Annotated in this window: 18 protein-coding genes and 1 pseudogene; 7 read left to right on the top strand and 12 right to left on the bottom strand. The window is 72.5% G+C overall.

Translation table 11 applies throughout. The features are described 5' to 3' along the window. The first annotated feature begins 36 nt into the window (after nt 1–36). Nucleotides 37–201 carry a hypothetical protein gene (locus RM812_RS25230; protein ID WP_311576146.1) on the top strand — a complete coding sequence of 55 codons (165 nt, stop codon included), beginning with the start codon at nt 37–39 and terminating at the stop codon, nt 199–201. 6 nt (nt 202–207) lie between these two features. On the opposite strand, the gene RM812_RS25225 is transcribed toward RM812_RS25230, so the two are convergent. Further along, nucleotides 208–1,605 (bottom strand): NAD(P)-binding domain-containing protein, encoded by a 1,398-nt coding sequence (locus RM812_RS25225; protein WP_311576143.1) that lies wholly within the window; start codon nt 1,603–1,605, stop codon nt 208–210. A gap of 31 nt (nt 1,606–1,636) precedes the next feature. Beyond that, on the bottom strand, nt 1,637–1,816 hold the full coding sequence (locus RM812_RS25220; protein WP_311576140.1) for a hypothetical protein: 180 nt from the start codon (nt 1,814–1,816) through the stop codon (nt 1,637–1,639). Nucleotides 1,817–1,890: 74 nt separating this feature from the next. Here RM812_RS25220 and RM812_RS25215 point away from each other — a divergent pair, with 74 nt between their 5' ends. Continuing rightward, nucleotides 1,891–2,256 (top strand): ArsR/SmtB family transcription factor, encoded by a 366-nt coding sequence (locus RM812_RS25215; RefSeq protein WP_311576137.1) that lies wholly within the window; start codon nt 1,891–1,893, stop codon nt 2,254–2,256. A gap of 153 nt (nt 2,257–2,409) precedes the next feature. On the opposite strand, the gene arsB is transcribed toward RM812_RS25215, so the two are convergent. Both arsB and RM812_RS25205 read right to left on the bottom strand, forming a co-directional pair. Further along, on the bottom strand, nt 2,410–3,513 hold the full coding sequence (gene arsB / locus RM812_RS25210; RefSeq protein ID WP_311576134.1) for an ACR3 family arsenite efflux transporter: 1,104 nt from the start codon (nt 3,511–3,513) through the stop codon (nt 2,410–2,412). After that, on the bottom strand, nt 3,510–3,818 hold the full coding sequence (locus tag RM812_RS25205) for an ArsR/SmtB family transcription factor (RefSeq protein WP_311576131.1): 309 nt from the start codon (nt 3,816–3,818) through the stop codon (nt 3,510–3,512). Before RM812_RS25205 ends, arsB begins: the two co-directional genes overlap by 4 nt. A gap of 76 nt (nt 3,819–3,894) precedes the next feature. Between RM812_RS25205 and RM812_RS25200 the strand changes: the two genes are divergently transcribed. Continuing rightward, nucleotides 3,895–4,320: an arsenate reductase ArsC gene (locus RM812_RS25200; protein ID WP_311576128.1), complete on the top strand. Its 426-nt coding sequence runs from the start codon at nt 3,895–3,897 to the stop codon at nt 4,318–4,320. Nucleotides 4,321–4,596: 276 nt separating this feature from the next. Here RM812_RS25200 and RM812_RS25195 read toward each other — a convergent pair whose 3' ends face one another. Next, nucleotides 4,597–4,995 carry a winged helix-turn-helix transcriptional regulator gene (locus tag RM812_RS25195; protein WP_311576125.1) on the bottom strand — a complete coding sequence of 133 codons (399 nt, stop codon included), beginning with the start codon at nt 4,993–4,995 and terminating at the stop codon, nt 4,597–4,599. Nucleotides 4,996–5,163: 168 nt separating this feature from the next. Here RM812_RS25195 and RM812_RS25190 point away from each other — a divergent pair, with 168 nt between their 5' ends. The 3 genes from RM812_RS25190 to RM812_RS25180 all read left to right on the top strand — a co-directional run bounded on the left by RM812_RS25190 (nt 5,164) and on the right by RM812_RS25180 (nt 7,915). Next, complete coding sequence (locus tag RM812_RS25190; protein ID WP_311576122.1) at nt 5,164–5,775, top strand: FMN-dependent NADH-azoreductase; 612 nt, start codon at nt 5,164–5,166, stop codon at nt 5,773–5,775. Nucleotides 5,776–6,093: 318 nt separating this feature from the next. Then, a complete protein-coding gene (locus RM812_RS25185; protein ID WP_311576119.1) occupies nt 6,094–6,531 on the top strand; it encodes a DUF7144 family membrane protein in 438 nt (145 codons plus the stop codon). A gap of 160 nt (nt 6,532–6,691) precedes the next feature. Continuing rightward, the gene (locus RM812_RS25180) at nt 6,692–7,915 is read left to right on the top strand and encodes a cation:proton antiporter (protein WP_311576116.1); all 1,224 of its coding nucleotides are present in this window, start codon (nt 6,692–6,694) and stop codon (nt 7,913–7,915) included. Between the two features lie 85 nt (nt 7,916–8,000). Here the strand turns inward: RM812_RS25180 and RM812_RS25175 are convergent, their stop codons facing one another. The 3 genes from RM812_RS25175 to RM812_RS25165 all read right to left on the bottom strand — a co-directional run bounded on the left by RM812_RS25175 (nt 8,001) and on the right by RM812_RS25165 (nt 11,296). Then, on the bottom strand, nt 8,001–8,411 hold the full coding sequence (locus tag RM812_RS25175) for a four-helix bundle copper-binding protein (protein ID WP_311576113.1): 411 nt from the start codon (nt 8,409–8,411) through the stop codon (nt 8,001–8,003). Between the two features lie 209 nt (nt 8,412–8,620). After that, nucleotides 8,621–10,897: a heavy metal translocating P-type ATPase gene (locus tag RM812_RS25170; RefSeq protein WP_311576110.1), complete on the bottom strand. Its 2,277-nt coding sequence runs from the start codon at nt 10,895–10,897 to the stop codon at nt 8,621–8,623. Between the two features lie 123 nt (nt 10,898–11,020). Continuing rightward, nucleotides 11,021–11,296 carry a heavy-metal-associated domain-containing protein gene (locus tag RM812_RS25165; RefSeq protein WP_311576107.1) on the bottom strand — a complete coding sequence of 92 codons (276 nt, stop codon included), beginning with the start codon at nt 11,294–11,296 and terminating at the stop codon, nt 11,021–11,023. Between the two features lie 176 nt (nt 11,297–11,472). Here RM812_RS25165 and RM812_RS25160 point away from each other — a divergent pair, with 176 nt between their 5' ends. After that, nucleotides 11,473–12,528: a hypothetical protein gene (locus RM812_RS25160; protein WP_311576104.1), complete on the top strand. Its 1,056-nt coding sequence runs from the start codon at nt 11,473–11,475 to the stop codon at nt 12,526–12,528. A 91-nt stretch (nt 12,529–12,619) separates the two neighbouring features. Here RM812_RS25160 and RM812_RS25155 read toward each other — a convergent pair whose 3' ends face one another. From RM812_RS25155 to RM812_RS25140, 4 genes and pseudogenes are all read right to left on the bottom strand, one after another. Next, on the bottom strand, nt 12,620–14,131 hold the full coding sequence (locus tag RM812_RS25155) for a HAMP domain-containing sensor histidine kinase (protein WP_311576101.1): 1,512 nt from the start codon (nt 14,129–14,131) through the stop codon (nt 12,620–12,622). Then, complete coding sequence (locus RM812_RS25150) at nt 14,132–14,875, bottom strand: response regulator transcription factor (RefSeq protein WP_311576098.1); 744 nt, start codon at nt 14,873–14,875, stop codon at nt 14,132–14,134. Between the two features lie 61 nt (nt 14,876–14,936). Next, nucleotides 14,937–15,548, bottom strand: a complete 612-nt coding sequence (locus RM812_RS25145; protein WP_311576094.1) for a CE1759 family FMN reductase — start codon at nt 15,546–15,548, stop codon at nt 14,937–14,939. After that, nucleotides 15,545–15,732, bottom strand: a pseudogene (locus RM812_RS25140) (5,10-methylene tetrahydromethanopterin reductase); the annotation flags it as partial. The pseudogene RM812_RS25140 and the gene RM812_RS25145, both read right to left, overlap by 4 nt.

The following is a 15,732-nucleotide window of genomic DNA, read 5'->3' as shown; positions in this document are numbered from 1 at the left end:
AAGCCCGTGATCCGTCGCATGGCCGAGGATCTCGGCGTGCATCACGAAGCGCTGCGGAACGGGATCCGGCAGGCCGAGGCCGACGCCGGCGAGCGGGACGAGCTGCTCACCCCCGAAGAGGAGAACGAGCTCGCCCAGTTGCCGCGCGAGGCCGTGGCCGGCCTCCTGCTCCGGTCGCGGCCCCGCTGTCACGGATGTTGAGGCCGGTCACGAGCCGCAGCAGCCGCCCGCCGGTGCCTCCTCGGCAGCCGTGCCCACCGCCGCGGGCGCGGCGAGCTCCACGAGCTGCGGTTCCGGTGCGGCGCAGCATCCGCCACCGTCGGTCTGCTGGGTGTCGGGGGTGTCGAACAGGCCCGCGCCGCCGCAGACCCCGGTCTCGGGGAGGGTGAGTTCGACGCGGTCGGCGGAGTCCAGGTCGCCGGCGATCGCGGCGACGACGGAGCGGACCTGCTCGTACCCGGTCATGGCGAGGAACGTCGGGGCGCGGCCGTAGGACTTCATGCCGACCAGGTAGACGCCCTGCTCGGGGTGGGAGAGCTCGCGGTGGCCGTGCGGGTGGACGGTGCCGCAGGAGTGCTGGTTGGGGTCGATCAGCGGGGCAAGTGCCACGGGGGCCTGGAGACGCTCGTCCAGGCCCAGGCGCAGTTCGTCCATGAAGGACAGGTCGGGGCGGAAGCCGGTCAGCACGATCACCTCGTCCACCGGGTCGAGGCGGCGGCCGTCCTCGCCCACCAGGACCAGGCGCCCGTCGCCGTCGCGCTCGATGGCGTCGGTGCGGAAGCCGGTCACCGCGTCCGCGTGCCCGTCGTCGACCGCGGCCTTCGCGGCGAGGCCGAGGGCGCCGCGCGCGGGGAGCTGGTCGGCGGTGCCGCCGCCGAAGGTGGAGCCGGAGATGCCCCGGCGCAGGAGCCACACCGCGTGCGTGCCGCTACCGTCCTCGGACTCCGCCAGCTCGGCGAGGTACGCGAGCGCGGTGAAGGCGGAGGCCCCCGAGCCGATGACGGCCGTGCGCTTACCCGCGTACCGGGCGCGGACGGCCGGGTCCTTCAGATCCGGTACGCGGTGGGTGATCCGGTCGGCCGCCGCCTTCTCGCCGAGGGCGGGCAGGCCGCTGCCGCCGGCCGGGGACGGGGTGGTCCAGGTGCCGGAGGCGTCGATCACGGCGCGGGCGAGGATGCGCTCCTCACGGCCGTCGGCATGCTCGACGTGCACGACGAACGGCTGCTGCTCCCGGCCGGCGTCGACGATCCGGTCGCGGCCGGCCCTGGAGACGCCGGTGACGGTGGCCCGGGTGCGGACCCGGTCGCCGAGGGCATCGGCGAGCGGCTGAAGGTACCGCTTCACCCAGTCCCCGCCGGACGGGTACGTCGCCGGGTCGGGGCGGGTCCAGCCGGTGGGGGCGAGGAGCTTCTCGGCGGCCGGGTCGACGACCTCGCCCCACGTGGAGAACAGCCGCACGTGGCTCCACTCACGCACGGCCGCGCCGGCACTGCCGCCCGCTTCCAGGACGAGGGACTCGATGCCGCGCTCGACGAGGTGGGTGGCGGCCGCGAGCCCGACGGGGCCGGCTCCGATGACGACGACAGGGAGCTGCTGGGTGCTCATGATGCTCGGTCTCCTTGAAGGGCGAGGGGGGTCAGCGCGCGTGGGTGAGGGCGGTCAGCCGGGTGTGCTGTCGGCGTTCGGCCGCCCGGCCGGCGCTGTCGCCGACCCGGGCGCGGCTGTCGCGGACCCTGACGTCGGCCGGGCGGCGGGCGACACGGCCGGCCCGTGCCGCGGTGGGCACGGTGAACGCGATGCGGAGGGTGGTGGTCACGACCACCCCTTACTTCGACGTCTGTCGATACACCGGAGCTTGGCACTCGCATCGACGAGTGTCAATATAGGCGTATGTCGAAATCAGAGGCGGTAGAGCTGCCCGTCCTGCGGGACGGCGACGTCGTGCCGTGCTGCCCGCCGATCACCGCCGGGGAACTGTCCCAGGCGGACGCGGAGAAGATGGCCGTCATGTTCAAGGCGCTCTCGGACCCCGTGCGGCTACGCCTGTTCTCCAAGGTCGCCTCCCACCCCGGCGGCGAGGCGTGCGTCTGCGACATCGCCGACGTCGGCGTCTCCCAGCCGACCGTCTCCCACCACCTGAAGAAACTGCGCGAGGCCGGTCTGCTGACCTCCGAGCGGCGCGGCACCTGGGTCTACTACCAGGTCGCCCCGTCCGTGGTGGCGGCCATGGCCGCCATGCTCGACCTGCGCGGCTGACCTCCGCCCGAGCCCGGACGGTCGTCACGGCCGGGCTGGGTGGGCGTGAGCCGACCGGGCGGGGAGTCGGCGCCGCCGCGACGCGGATGGTGGTCGGCGCCGCGCCCCGCCTGGCCGCGATCGCCGACCGCCACCACATCCACCTGCCGCGTCTCATGAGCCCGGTCGGGCGGCCGTGAACTTCCGGCGCCGGGCCAGGGAGACGTAGACCAGTGCCACGAGGACGGGAACCTCGATGAGCGGGCCGACGACGCCGGAGAGGGCCTGGCCGGAAGTGACGCCGAAGGTGGCGATGGCGACCGCGATGGCGAGCTCGAAGTTGTTGCCGGCCGCGGTGAAGGCGAGCGTGGCGGTTCGGTCGTAGGCGAGGCCGATGGCCTTGCCGAGGGCGAAGGTGCCGAACCACATCACCGCGAAGTAGACCAGCAGCGGCAGCGCGATGCGGGCCACGTCGAGCGGCTGCGAGGTGATCGTCCTTCCCTGGAGGGCGAAGAGGACGACGATCGTGAAGAGCAGGCCGTACAGCGCCCAGGGGCCGATCCTCGGCAGGAACTTCCGCTCGTAGCTCTCACGGCCCGTCTTCCGCTCGCCGATACGGCGGGTGAGGAACCCGGCCACCAGCGGAACGCCGAGGAAGATGACCACGTTCAGGGCGATCTCCCACATCGAGATGTCCAGGCGCTCCCCGTCGCCCAGGCCGAGCCGGCCGGGCAGCAGGTCGAGGTAGAACCAGCCGAGCAGGCCGAACGCCAGGACCTGGAAGACCGAGTTCAGCGCGACGAGCACGGCCGCGGCCTCGCGGTCGCCGCAGGCGAGGTCGTTCCAGATGATCACCATGGCGATGCAGCGGGCCAGGCCGACGATGATCAGGCCGGTGCGGTATTCGGGCAGGTCCGGCAGGAAGATCCACGCCAGGGCGAACATCACCGCGGGTCCGAGGATCCAGTTGATGACCAGGGAGGAGATCATCAGCTTCCGGTCGCCGGTGACGGCGTCCAGCCGGTCGTAGCGGACCTTGGCCAGGACCGGGTACATCATGATCAGCAGGCCGAGCGCGATCGGCAGGGAGATACCGCCGACCTCCACCTTCGCCAGCGCGTCGTTCAGCCCCGGAATGGCCCGTCCGAGCCCGAGGCCGACAGCCATGGCGAGGAGGATCCAGACCGCCAGGTAGCGGTCGAGGGTGGAGAGCTTCTTGACGACCGAGTCGTCGCCACCCCCGGTCTGCGCGGAGGTGGTGGGCTCGGTGGAGGTCACGGGCAGGCCCTCTTGTTCTCGGCGGCGGTGCGGGCGGAGGCGGCGAGTTCGGCGAACTGCTCGGACAGGCCGGCCAGGACCTCGGGCTTGAGCTTGTAGTAGGTGTAGCGGCCGCAGGGCTCGGTCTCCACGATCCCGGCTTCGCGCAGCACCTTCATGTGGTTGGAGAGGTTGGTCTGCTTGGCTCCGGTCTCCTCGACCAGGTGCGTGGTGCACAGCGTCTCGCGCGCCAGCAAGGTCACGATCCGCAGCCTGAGCGGATCGCCCAGCGCCCGGATCACATCAGGATCGACTGACGTCAGCATGTACTGATACTTTCACATCATTGTTTACTGATACCAGTGAACGCTGATCTCATGACCGTGAGACGAGAGTGCCCAGATGCCCGAGACCCCCGGCAGCAAGCCGTCCGTCCTGTTCGTCTGCGTCCACAACGCCGGCCGCTCCCAGATGGCCGCCGCCTGGCTCGTCCACCTGGCCGGAGACCGCGTCGAGGTCCGCTCCGCCGGCTCGGACCCGGGCTCCGAGGTCAATCCGGCCGCCGTCGAGGCGATGGCCGAGGTCGGCGTCGACATCTCCGCCGAGACCCCGAAGATCCTCACCGTGGACGCGGTGAAGGAGTCGGACGTGTGCGTCACGATGGGCTGCGGCGACACATGCCCGGTCTTCCCGGGCAAGCGCTACCTCGACTGGAAGCTGGACGATCCGGCCGGCCAGGGCGTCGCATCCGTCCGCCGCATCCGCGACGAGATCAAGGCGCGCGTCGAAGCCCTCATCGCCGAGATCGACGCGAAGCAGGAGGCGTGACGCCCACGGGATACGCGATGCCGGCGGCGCGGGACTCGTCGGTCGGCAGTGCCCGCACTGTTCGTTGATCTCTTCCGCCCAGACGTGGAGCGCACAGGGAGTTCCCGCGCGCAACCGGGTCGGCGCCGTCGAGAACGCCATCGGAGCCGTGGAAACCGGTACGGATCCGCGGCCGTGGCGGCCAACCCCGAGGACGTGGCCGCCGACCGCCCCGACCGACGGCCGCCGAGCGGGGGCCGCTGCGCGTGACCCGATCCGGTGCCGTTCGTCGGGGCCCTACGCGTTACGGGAGTCCGCGGCTTGCGGCTGCCGCACGGTGGGGCAACCGCCCTCCTCGGATGCTCCGAGGAACCGCTCGGCCCAGTCACCCAGCTCCGCGAGAGCCGGCCGCAGCGCCTCGCCCGCAGGAGTGAGCCGGTAGGAGACGCGCAGGGGCGGACCGGCGTCCACCTCACGGCTGACCAGGCCGGCCTCGCCGAGTTCGGCCAGGCGGTCGGAGAGCATGCGCTCACTGATCCCGTTGACGGCGCGGCGCAGTTCGGCGAAACGGCCGGGACCGTTCATCAGGCTGGCGAGGATCACGCCGTTCCACCGCTTGCCCAGAAGGACGAAAACACGTTCGACCGCGCCGCCCACTCCCGCGCACCGCGCCGCGTCGTGCCGCTCCGTCGTCATGCACCCATGGTACCGCCCGCCGCTCAGTTGCTGCTAAAAAGTAAGCCCTATGGAAAAGTAAGCTACTGTTACTCCATAAGCAGCTTCTGAAGTTGCCGTGCGGCGCCCCTGTGCGCCGGTCCACCTGCATCCGCGCATCACGCGCGCCCGCCCCGAGGAGCACCTCCCATGGCCGTCCTGCTGCACATCGACTCGTCCCTGTTCCCCCTGGAGAACTCCGGCTCCCGCCGGCTCACCGACGCCTTCCGCAGGACCTGGGAGGAGGCGCACCCGCAAGGCAGCGTCATCTACCGCGACCTGGCCGCCACTCCCGTGCCACACCTGGACGCCGCCACCGTCACCGCCGAGTCCGTCCCCCCGCTGCGCGAAGAGCTCATAGCCGAGTTCGAGAAGGCCGATCTCGTCCTCATCGGCGCACCCATGTACAACTTCTCCATCCCCTCCACCCTCAAGGCATGGCTGGACCACGTCATCCTGGCGGGGCGGACCTTCGGCGAAGGCGTGGCCCCGTCCGGCAAGCGGGCCGTGATCGCGGCTTCGCGTGGCGGCTCCTACCAGCCCGGCACGCCGCGGGCAGGCTTCGAGTTCGACACCAACTACCTGTCGAAGGTGCTCGGCGACGGGCTCGGCCTGAAGGTCGAGGTCATCACGCGCGAGCTCACGATGGCCGCCGCCAACCCCGCCATGGCCGAACTGGTACCGCTGGCCGAGGAGTCGGCGCGGCGGTCGCTGGAACGGGCCGCCGAGTCCGCGCGGGAGCACGCCGCGCTCCTCGCCTGACACGCGGGCGGGGCCGGCCCGGCCACCCGGACCCGACACCACGGCGTCGCCACCGAGATCGCCACCGAGACCGCCACCGAGATCGCCACCGAGATCGCCACCGTGCGACTCTCCGGCGACGCCACCCGGCCCGGCGTCGTGTCCGAACACACCTGTCCGGGAACCGACACGCCCACCGGCATCGCCGCGAGCCGGGGCCGGCTGCCGGAGCCCGCGGCAGCCTCACCCGTTCGGCCCACGCCCACTCGCCGCCGGCCCGTCGCCGGTCGATGCTCGAAGTCCCCCGCCCGAAGGATGTACCGAGGGATGGAGACAGTCATGGCCGACGCCGCTCACACCACCGGACGGCCCACGCGGCAGCGAGGCAGCGCAAGCAGCGGATGGGCCACCGGCGGCACCGTGTTCGCCGGTGTGCTGATGCTGGTGGAAGGAATCTTCGGCATCCTGAACGGCATTGCCGCCATCGCCAAGGACGACGTCTACGCCCGCGTCGGCGACTACGTCTTCAAGTTCAACCTCACGACCTGGGGCTGGATCCACCTGGTTCTCGGCATCCTGATCGCCGTCACCGGCTGGGGCGTCCTCAAGGGTGCCGACTGGGCACGAGGAGTCGGTGTCGCACTCGCCGCCCTGGTCGTCATCGCCCAGTTCATGTGGCTGCCTTACCAGCCGGTCTGGGCGATCGTGTCCATGGCCGTGGCCGTCTTCGTCATCTGGGCGCTGTGCACCGACCACGGCCGAACCTCCTCGGTCTGACCGCCCGCGGTCCGGCCGCACCGGTCGGTCCGCGTGGTCGGCGTGCGCACGTGCACAGACGCGTACGGCTTCCTGGAGCACGGACCCCGCGGCCACCTCGGCGCCCCGGGCCCCGACTTCGCCCTCGTCACCCCGTGACCCGGCGGCACGGCGGTACCTCATGACTCACCCGGGGACCCTGGTCCTGATCATGGCCGTGGCGGTGCTGGCGCCGCTTCTCGCCTACCGCGCCGGGCGGTGGGTGCGCGTGCCGCTGGTCATCTTCGAGATCGCGCTCGGCATCGTCATCGGCCCGGACCTCCTCGGCTGGGCCCACCCCGACCAGGTCGTCGACACACTGTCCGACCTGGGTCTCTCCATGCTGATCTTCCTCGCCGGCTACGAAATCGACTTCGCCGCCGTCCGCGGCGACACGCTCCGCCGCTCCCTGTGGGCCTGGCTGGTCTCGCTCGTCGCCGGTGTCGGTCTGGCCTTCCTGATCAGCGGCGGGCAGGTGTTCGAGGCGTTCGTCATCGGCACCGCGCTCACCAGTACGGCCCTCGGCACCGTACTGCCGCTCCTGCGCGACCAGGGAAACCTGCGCGGGCGCTTCGGCACCGTGACGTCGGCGTTCGGCGCCGTCGGTGAGTTCGGCCCGGTGGTCGCCGTGGCCCTGCTGCTGAGCGGGCGCAAGCCCGCCGAGTCGGCGGTGCTGCTGGCCGCGTTCGGGGCGGTCACGGCCGCCGTCGTCTTCTGGGCGCTGCGCCCGAAGCCCGCGTGGTTCGCCCGGCTGACCGGCCGGACCCTGCACAGCAGCGGCCAGTTCGCGGTCCGGTTCGTCATGCTGCTGCTGGCCTGCATGCTCGGCCTGGCCCAGGCGTTCGGCCTCGACGTGCTGCTGGGCGCGTTCGCCGCCGGCGTCGTCACCCGCCTCGTCCTGCACGGCGCCGCGCCCGGCAGCAGTACGGCGGTCATGGGCAGGGTGGAGGCCATGGGCTTCGGCTTCCTCGTGCCCCTGTTCTACGTCGTCACCGGCATCGAGTTCGACCTGGACGCGCTGGTCCACGACCCGGGCACGCTGCTGCTGGTCGCGGTCTTCCTGCTGCTGTTCCTGCTCGTGCGCGGCGTACCGGCGTACGTCTTCGCTCCCCGCGACCTCACCCGCCCCGACCGGACGGCGCTGGCTCTCCTCTCCTCCACCTGCCTGCCGCTCGTCGTCGCGATCACGACCATCGGCGTCGAGCAGGAACTGCTGGGCAGGGACCGGGCCGCGGCTCTGGTCGGCGCCGCGATGCTCTCCGTTCTCGTCCTGCCGCTGCTCGCGACGCGGCTGCGGTCGGGGGCCGGCGGGGCGGGCCGTGCGGGGCCCGCTCCGCGTACGGCGGAGGAAACGGAGGCGTGGTGACCGGTGCTGCCGGGCGGCTGCCGATCTGCGGCCGCTCTCCGGCGCCCGGCGTCGTGCCCGCCGGCGTTGCGCCTCTCCCCTCTTCTCAGCCCAGGCCGGCGAGAAGCTCGTTGCACGCCTGCTCGCAGCTCCGGCACGCCTCGGCGCAGACCCGGCAGTGCTCGTGCATGTTGGCGTGGCTGCCGCACTCGTCGGCGCACGCCTTGCACACGGTGGCGCAGGCCTGCAGGACGGCCCGGGTGATGTTGGCGTCGTAGCCGGTGTGCCGGGACAGGACCGACGCGGTGGCGTTGCAGACGTCGGCGCAGTCCATGTCGGTGCGGATGCACTTGGTCAGATCGCCGACCATGCCCTCCGACAGACAGGCGTCCGCGCACGCGGTACACGCCTGCGCGCAGGCGACGCACTCCTCGATGCACCTGACCATGGCTTCCCGGTCCACTCCGCCCAGGTCGGCGGGGTAGGTACGGAGCATGTCGTTGACGGTGGTGGTCATGGTGCCGCTCCTCTTCTGCTGTCGGCAGGGCACCGGACAGCGCCCGTCGCCTCGGTGCCTGCCGGGTATCACCGCGCCGCGCGCCGCAAACGGCCGAGCCCCCGATCCTTACGGCGCGCGCACCTCGCGAAGTCGGACGCGGGGAATGCGGGGAATGACATGAGGGTGGGGCGGGCCGTCAGGCCCGCCCCACCCTTTCCGGCGGCGTCTCAGCTCGCGGTCTTGAAGCCGCGCAGTCGCAGGCTGTTGCCGACGACGAAGACGGAGGAGAAGGCCATGGCCGCTCCGGCGATCATCGGGTTGAGGAGTCCGGCGGCGGCGAGTGGCAGGGCTGCGATGTTGTAGGCGAAGGCCCAGAACAGGTTGGACTTGATGGTGCCCAGCGTCTTGCGGGCCAGGCGGATGGCGTCGGCTGCGGCGCGCAGGTCGCCGCGGACGAGGGTGAGGTCGCCGGCCTCGATGGCGGCGTCGGTGCCGGTGCCCATGGCCAGCCCCAGGTCGGCCTGGGCGAGTGCGGCGGCGTCGTTGACCCCGTCACCGACCATGGCCACCGACCGGCCCTCGCCCTGGAGGCGCTGGACGACGTCGACCTTGTCCTGCGGCATGACCTCGGCGATGACGTGCTCGGCGTCGATGCCGACCTCCGCGGCCACCGCTTCGGCGACGGCCCGGTTGTCCCCGGTGAGCAGCATCGGGGTCAGGCCCAGGGCGCGCAGCCGGGTGATGGCTTCGGCGCTGGTGTCCTTGACGGCGTCGGCGACTTCGAGGACGGCCCTGGCCTCGCCGTCCCAGGCGACGGCGATCGCCGTACGGCCCGCGGCCTCCGCCTCGGCCTTGGCCCGCGCCAGTCCGACGGGCAGGTCCATGGCCCACTCGGCGAGGAGCCTGTCGCGGCCGACCAGGACGGCGTGGCCCTCGACGACACCCTGCACCCCCAGGCCGGGGACGTTGGCGAAGTCCTCGGGCGTGGGCAGCGCGCCCAGCTTCGCCACTGCTCCGTCGGCGACGGCGCGGGCGATCGGGTGCTCGGAGGAGTGTTCCAGGGCGCCCGCCAGCCGCAGTGCCTCGGCCTCGTCGGTGTCGTCGGCGGTGTGTACGGCGAGCAGGGTCATGCGGCCGGTGGTGACGGTGCCGGTCTTGTCGAGGACGATGGTGTCGATCTTGCGGGTGGACTCCAGGACCTCGGGGCCCTTGATCAGGATGCCGAGCTGGGCGCCGCGCCCGGTGCCGACCATCAGCGCGGTCGGGGTGGCCAGGCCCAGGGCGCAGGGGCAGGCGATGATCAGGACGGCGACGGCGGCGGTGAACGCGGCGGTCAGTCCGGCGCCGTTGCCGATCCAGAAGCCGAGCGTGGCCAGCGCCAGCGCGATGACGACGGGAACGAAGACCCCGGAGATCCTGTCGGCGAGCCGCTGCGCCTGGGCCTTGCCGTTCTGGGCGTCCTCGACCAGCTTCGCCATCCGCGCCAACTGGGTGTCGGCGCCGACCCGGGTCGCCTCGACGACCAGCCGGCCGCCCGCGTTCACGGTCGCCCCGGTCACCGCGTCCCCGACCCCGACCTCGACGGGCACCGACTCGCCGGTGAGCATCGACGCGTCGACCGCGGAGGTGCCCTCGACGACCGTGCCGTCGGTGGCGATCTTCTCGCCCGGCCGGACCAGGAAACGGTCGCCGGCCTTCAGTTCACCGACCGGGAGCTGCTCCTCACGGCCGCCGCGCAGCACGGTGACGTCCTTGGCGCCCAGTTCCAGCAGGGCCTTCAGCGCGGCGCCGGCCTTGCGCTTGGAACGGGCCTCGAAGTAGCGGCCGGCCAGGATGAAGGCGGTCACGCCGGCGGCGGCCTCCAGGTAGATGTTCCCGGAACCGTCACTGCGGGCGATGGTCAGCTCGAAGGGGTGCGTCATGCCCGGCGTGCCCGCGGAGCCGAGGAACAGCGCCCACAGCGACCACAGGAACGCCGCCGACGTACCGACCGAGATCAGCGTGTCCATGGTGGCGGCGCCGTGCCGCGCGTTGGTGAACGCGGCCTTGTGGAACGGCCAGGCGGCGTACGTCACCACGGGCGCCGCGAGGGTCAGCGACAGCCACTGCCAGTACTCGAACTGCAGCGCCGGCACCATCGCCATCGCGATCACCGGCACGGCGAGCACCACCGCCGTCACCAGCCGCTCCCGCAGCGGCCTCAGTTCGTCGCCGGCCCCGGTGGCCCCGGCGCCTCCGGTGCTCTCCGTGCCGGGCGCGGGCTCGGCCCGTACCGGCTCGGGCTCGCGGGCCGTGTATCCGGTCGCCTCGACCGTGGCGATCAGCTCCGGGACGGACACGTCACCGCTGTAGTGGACCTTCGCCTTCTCCGTCGCGTAGTTGACGGTGGCGGTGACCCCGTCCATCCGGTTGAGCTTCTTCTCGATCCGGGCGGCGCACGAGGCACAGGTCATGCCGCCAATGGCGAGTTCGACCTCGGCTGTGTCGGGGACCGTGGTGGCCATCACTGCTCCTCAGGCTGAAGGGACAAGGGGGGAAGCGGGGGAAGAGGGAAGAGGGGGACAAGGGGGTGAGGCGAAGTGGGGTGCCGGGCCCGGGGGGGCGGGCCCGGCAGGGGTGCGGGCCGTTCAGGCCGCGCGGCCGGTGAGCTCGTAGCCGGCGTCGTCCACGACCTTGGCCACCAGCGCGTCGTCCGGCTCGTCGGCCGTGGTGACGGCGACCTGGCCGGTCTCGAGGTCGACGTCGACCGTCAGCACACCCTCCAGGGCGCCGATCTCCTTGGTGAGCGTGGCCTTGCAGTGCCCGCAGGTCATCCCGGAGACGTTGTAGACGGTCGTGACGCCGGCCGTGGCCGTGGCGGTGCCGGTGGTGGAGCAGCTGCCGTCAGGGGTGCAGCAGGACATGGGTTCCTCCTAGACGTGCGGTCGTGTACCCCTGGGGGGTACCGCTTCCGCCACTAGGTATACCCCCCAGAGGTATATTTGGCAAACATCCGCGGATCGCTTGCTCATACCCCTGGGGGGTATATAGTCGCGGTGTCGGGCCGACAGAAGCGGCGACGTCAACGGGAAGGCACGTCATGAACACCGGCGTAAAGATCACTGTTTTCGCTGCCGCGCTCGCGGCCACCTTCGGCACCGCCTACGGAGTCGGCGCGGCGATCGACCCCACCACTTCGGACCGGGAGCCGGCGGCCCACGCGGAACACGACCGCCCGGCGCCCTCCGGCACCGAAGGACACGGTGGACACACCGACGCCACCCCCGCGGGCCTGCAGATCTCCGAGGCGGGATACACCCTCGACCTCGAGACGCCCCGCGTGGCCGCAGGGGAGAAGAGCGAACTCCGCTTCGCCATCCGCGACCACGACGGACGGCAGGTGACCTCCTACCGACGCGAGCACGGCAAGGAGCTCCACCTCATCCTCGCCTCACGCGACCTGGTCACCTACCGGCACCTGCACCCCGCGCGGGCAGCCGACGGCACCTGGAGCACCCCCGTCGACCTGCCCGCCGCCGGCACCTACCGCGTCTTCGCCGACTTCACGCCGAACACCGAGGACGCCACCAACCTCACCCTGGGCGCCGACCTCGCGGCCTCCGGCACGTACCAGGCGCCGGCCCTGCCGGAACCCGCGGCCACCACCACGATCGACGGCTACACCGTCACCCTGAACGGTGCCCTGCGCCCCGGCGAGGCGGGCGAGCTGAACCTCAGCGTCAGCCGCGACGGCCGCCCGGTCACCGACCTCGAGCCCTACCTCGGCGCCTACGGCCACCTGGTCGCCCTGCGCTCCGGCGACCTCGCCTACCTCCACGTCCACCCGAACGGCGAACCCGGCGACGGCTCCACCGAGCCCGGCCCCGGCATCTCCTTCACGGCGACCGCGCCCAGCACCGGGTCGTACCGCCTCTTCCTCGACTTCAAGCACAACGGCACCGTCCGCACCGCGGCCTTCACCGTCCAGACCGGGGAGGCCGCGGCATCCGGGGAGGCCGGGAAGACCGGGGAGGCCGGGAAGACCGGGAAGACCGGGGAGGCCGAGAAAGCCGAGAACCCCGGGAAGACCGCACCCGACAGCACACCGGAGCCGACGACCGGCGAAGAGCACAGCGACGGCAACCACCGGCACTGACGCGCTCCTCGCACCCCTCGCCGTCCACGTGACCCCGTCAGCGCCACCCCGAGACCCTGCGCGAAGCCCACCTGCCGGCCTCCGGAAGTCCTCAGCCCGTGCGACCGGCGGACGGCTCGCCCCCTGCCGGGTCTCCGCCCACCGTGAAGCCGATCACCGAACCGCCCCCCTCCCGCCGGAAGGCGAAGGGCGCGCCCCCGTGCGCCAGCGCCACCTCCCGCACGATGGACAGGCCGAGGCCCGAGCCGGGCCGGGAGCGGGCGTCGGCGGCGCGGTAGAAGCGGTCGAAGACGCGGGTCAGGTCGCCGTCGGCGATGCCGGGGCCGCGGTCGCGGACCTCGACGCGGATCGCGCCGACGGGGGTCTCCCCGCTCACGGGGGTCCCCGCGCCCGGGCGCGGCCGGGCGTGGGGCAGCAGCCGGGAGTGGGGAGGGGCGGGTCCGGCGACGGCGACCTCGATGGGGCCGGTGCCGCCGGGATCGAACTTCGCGGCGTTCTCGACCAGGTTGGAGATCGCGCGGGTCAGCATGGCCGGCCTGCCGTCGGTCGTCGTCCCGCCGCAGGCGCGCACCCCGATCTCCCGCCCGGTGCGGCGCCGGGCCAGCATCGCCACCTCCCGCGCGATCTCCGCCACGTCGACCCGCTGCGGGGGCTCGCCGGGAGACTGGCCGGCCGCCAGCTCGACCAGTTCGTTGACCAGGTCGGTCAGTTCGCGGGCCTCCTGCCCCAGGTCGGCGACCAGTTCCTCGCGGGCGTCGGGCGGGAGCTCGTCGATGCGGCGCAGCAGCGAGATGTTCGTCCGCAGGGAGGTGAGCGGCGTCCGCAGCTCGTGGCCGGCGTCCTGGACCAGGCGCCGCTGGTCCTCCTCCGACTGGGCGAGACGGCCCAGCATCAGGTCGAAGGCGCGGCCGAGACGGCCCACCTCGTCGGGGCCGGTGACCGGGACCTGGATGCCGAGCCGACGGGTCCGGGCGACATCCTCGGCGGCCGAGGTCAGGGCGATCAGGCGGCGGGTGATGTGCCGGGCCAGCCACCAGCCGAACAGACCCGCGGCAGTCACCACCGCGGCCATCAGGACCAGGGTCCGCTGCTGCAGGGCCCGCAGAAGGTCCTCCGTGTCGCTGAACTCCTGCGCCACCTGCACCGCGCCCCGGCCGCCACCGAGGGCGACGGTCGCCACCCGGTAGGCGTCGTGGCCGACGTCGACGTCCTCGTGCTGCACCATCCGCCCGGCAGCGGCGGCACCCGCGACCCGCCGGTCGGCGTCGGTGACCGGCAGCCGCGGCCCGGCGGGGTCGGATACCTCGCCGTCCGGCCCGAGCACCTGCACGTCCGTACGGGCCGGGCGCACGATGTCATGGCCCGGCGCGGAGGAGGAGAAGTCACCGGGCGACATCCGCCGCTGCCGCACCTCGGCCCGCAGATCCTGTACGACCTGCGCGAAGACGGACTCCTGGTCCACCCGGACCAGCCGGGCGGCGGCGTTGTACGACAGCACCCCGACGAGAACCGTCACCACGGCGGTGAGCGTCGCGAACGACACCGCGAACGTCGTCCGCAGTGACAGCAGCCGGGGCCGGCGCCCGAGCGGGGAGTGGCCCACTCAGTCCTCCCGCAGCACGTAACCCACCCCGCGCACGGTCTGGATCAACTGCGGTGCGCCCGGCTGGTCCAGCTTGCGGCGCAGATAACCGACGTAGACGGCGAGGTTCTTGGAGCCGGGCCCGAAGTCGTAGCCCCAGATACGGTCGTAGATGGTGGAGTGGTCCAGCACGATGCCCGCGTTGCGGACCAGCAACTCCAACAGCTCGAACTCGGTGCGCGTCAGCTCCAGCTCGCGCCCGCCCCGCCAGGCACGGCGGGCCCGCGGGTCCATGCGCAGCCCGGCCGCCTCCAGGAACCGGCCGTCCGGCTCCTCCCCCTCGCGGGCCGGCTGCGCCACGTCCGTCACCGGCGCGGTGTCCGGCTCGGCCTCCTCGCGGCCCCTGCGACGCAGCAGGGCGCGCAGCCGGGCGAAGACCTCCTCGACGTCGAACGGCTTCACGACGTAGTCGTCGGCGCCCGCGTCCAGGCCCGCGATGCGGTCGGCGGTCTCCACCAGCGCCGTCAGCATCAGGATCGGCGTGGGGTCGCCCTCGGCGCGCAGAGCCCGGCAGACCTGCAGGCCGTCCATGCCCGGCATCATCACGTCCAGCACGACGACGTCCGGCCGCCCCCGGTGGGCCTGCGCCAGCGCCTCGACGCCGTCCGCGACCGCGGTCACCTGGTACCCCTCCAGGGTGAGGGCGCGCTCCAGGGCGTGCCGGATGGCGCGGTCGTCTTCGGCGAGCAGAACAGTCCGGGGCACGCGCCCAGTCTGCCAAGGCCAGGGGCCCCACGACCGGACGGCCGGGCTTCTTACCGAGATCTCACCCGGCGGGCCGCAGCGCGGCGAGCCGCTCCTCGAACGGCACCACCCCGTCCGCGTCCCCGGCCGGCTTCGCGACCGCCGACAGCCCGCTCATCAGCGCGGCCAGCTCTCCGGCCGCCCGTTCGATCCGCCCGTCCAGGCCCTCGGCGCCCCAGTCCTCCGAGGCGGCGTACACGCCGGTGGGGACGACGACGGCCTTGAGGTACGCGAAGAGCGGACGCAGCGCGTGGTCCAGGACGAGCGAGTGCCGGGCGGTGCCGCCGGTCGCGGCGATCAGCACCGGCTTCCCGGCGAGCGCGTCCGCGTCCGTCACGCTCAGCGCGTCGAAGAACGACTTGAACAGCCCGCTGTACGACGCCGAGAACACCGGCGTGACGGCGATCAGCCCGTCGGCCGCCGCCACCGCGTCGAACGCGGCGGACAGCGCACGTCCCGGGAAGCCGTTGGTGAAGGTGTGGGCGATCTCCACGGCCAGGTCGCGCAGCTCCACGACCTGGACCTGAGCCGAGCTCTGCCCGGCGGTCGCGGCGGTCGCGGCGGCCAGCCGGTCGGCGAGCAGCCGGGTGGAGGACGGGACGCTCAGTCCCGCGGAGACGACGACGAGCTTCATGAACGGGCTCCTTCCTCGACCGTGTCCTTCCGGATGGCCAGCAGCGACGCGTGGGTCGGGGCGTCCGGCACGTTCGCCGGGCGGTTCTTGGCGAACTCCTCGCGCAGCACCGGCACGACCTCTTCGCCGAGCAGGTCGAGCTGCTCCAGCACGGTCTTCAGGGGCAGCCCGGCGTGGTCCATGA

It is taken from the genome of Streptomyces lancefieldiae (assembly GCF_031845825.1).
Taxonomy (GTDB): Bacteria; Actinomycetota; Actinomycetes; order Streptomycetales; family Streptomycetaceae; genus Streptomyces; species Streptomyces lancefieldiae.
This window is presented reverse-complemented; position numbering and strand designations above follow the sequence as displayed.

Excerpts from the sequence above, each read along its gene's own strand:
- RM812_RS25170 (WP_311576110.1), bottom strand. The coding sequence starts at position 10,897 with ATGGCCACCACGGTCCCCGACACAGCCGAGGTCGAACTCGCCATTGGC.
- RM812_RS25145 (WP_311576094.1), bottom strand. The coding sequence starts at position 15,548 with ATGAAGCTCGTCGTCGTCTCCGCGGGACTGAGCGTCCCGTCCTCCACC.
- RM812_RS25175 (WP_311576113.1), bottom strand. The coding sequence starts at position 8,411 with ATGACCACCACCGTCAACGACATGCTCCGTACCTACCCCGCCGACCTG.
- RM812_RS25190 (WP_311576122.1), top strand. The coding sequence starts at position 5,164 with ATGGCCGTCCTGCTGCACATCGACTCGTCCCTGTTCCCCCTGGAGAAC.
- RM812_RS25225 (WP_311576143.1), bottom strand. The coding sequence starts at position 1,605 with ATGAGCACCCAGCAGCTCCCTGTCGTCGTCATCGGAGCCGGCCCCGTC.
- RM812_RS25160 (WP_311576104.1), top strand. The coding sequence starts at position 11,473 with ATGAACACCGGCGTAAAGATCACTGTTTTCGCTGCCGCGCTCGCGGCC.
- RM812_RS25215 (WP_311576137.1), top strand. The coding sequence starts at position 1,891 with ATGTCGAAATCAGAGGCGGTAGAGCTGCCCGTCCTGCGGGACGGCGAC.
- RM812_RS25200 (WP_311576128.1), top strand. The coding sequence starts at position 3,895 with ATGCCCGAGACCCCCGGCAGCAAGCCGTCCGTCCTGTTCGTCTGCGTC.
- RM812_RS25205 (WP_311576131.1), bottom strand. The coding sequence starts at position 3,818 with ATGCTGACGTCAGTCGATCCTGATGTGATCCGGGCGCTGGGCGATCCG.
- RM812_RS25195 (WP_311576125.1), bottom strand. The coding sequence starts at position 4,995 with ATGACGACGGAGCGGCACGACGCGGCGCGGTGCGCGGGAGTGGGCGGC.
- RM812_RS25180 (WP_311576116.1), top strand. The coding sequence starts at position 6,692 with ATGACTCACCCGGGGACCCTGGTCCTGATCATGGCCGTGGCGGTGCTG.
- RM812_RS25185 (WP_311576119.1), top strand. The coding sequence starts at position 6,094 with ATGGCCGACGCCGCTCACACCACCGGACGGCCCACGCGGCAGCGAGGC.
- RM812_RS25165 (WP_311576107.1), bottom strand. The coding sequence starts at position 11,296 with ATGTCCTGCTGCACCCCTGACGGCAGCTGCTCCACCACCGGCACCGCC.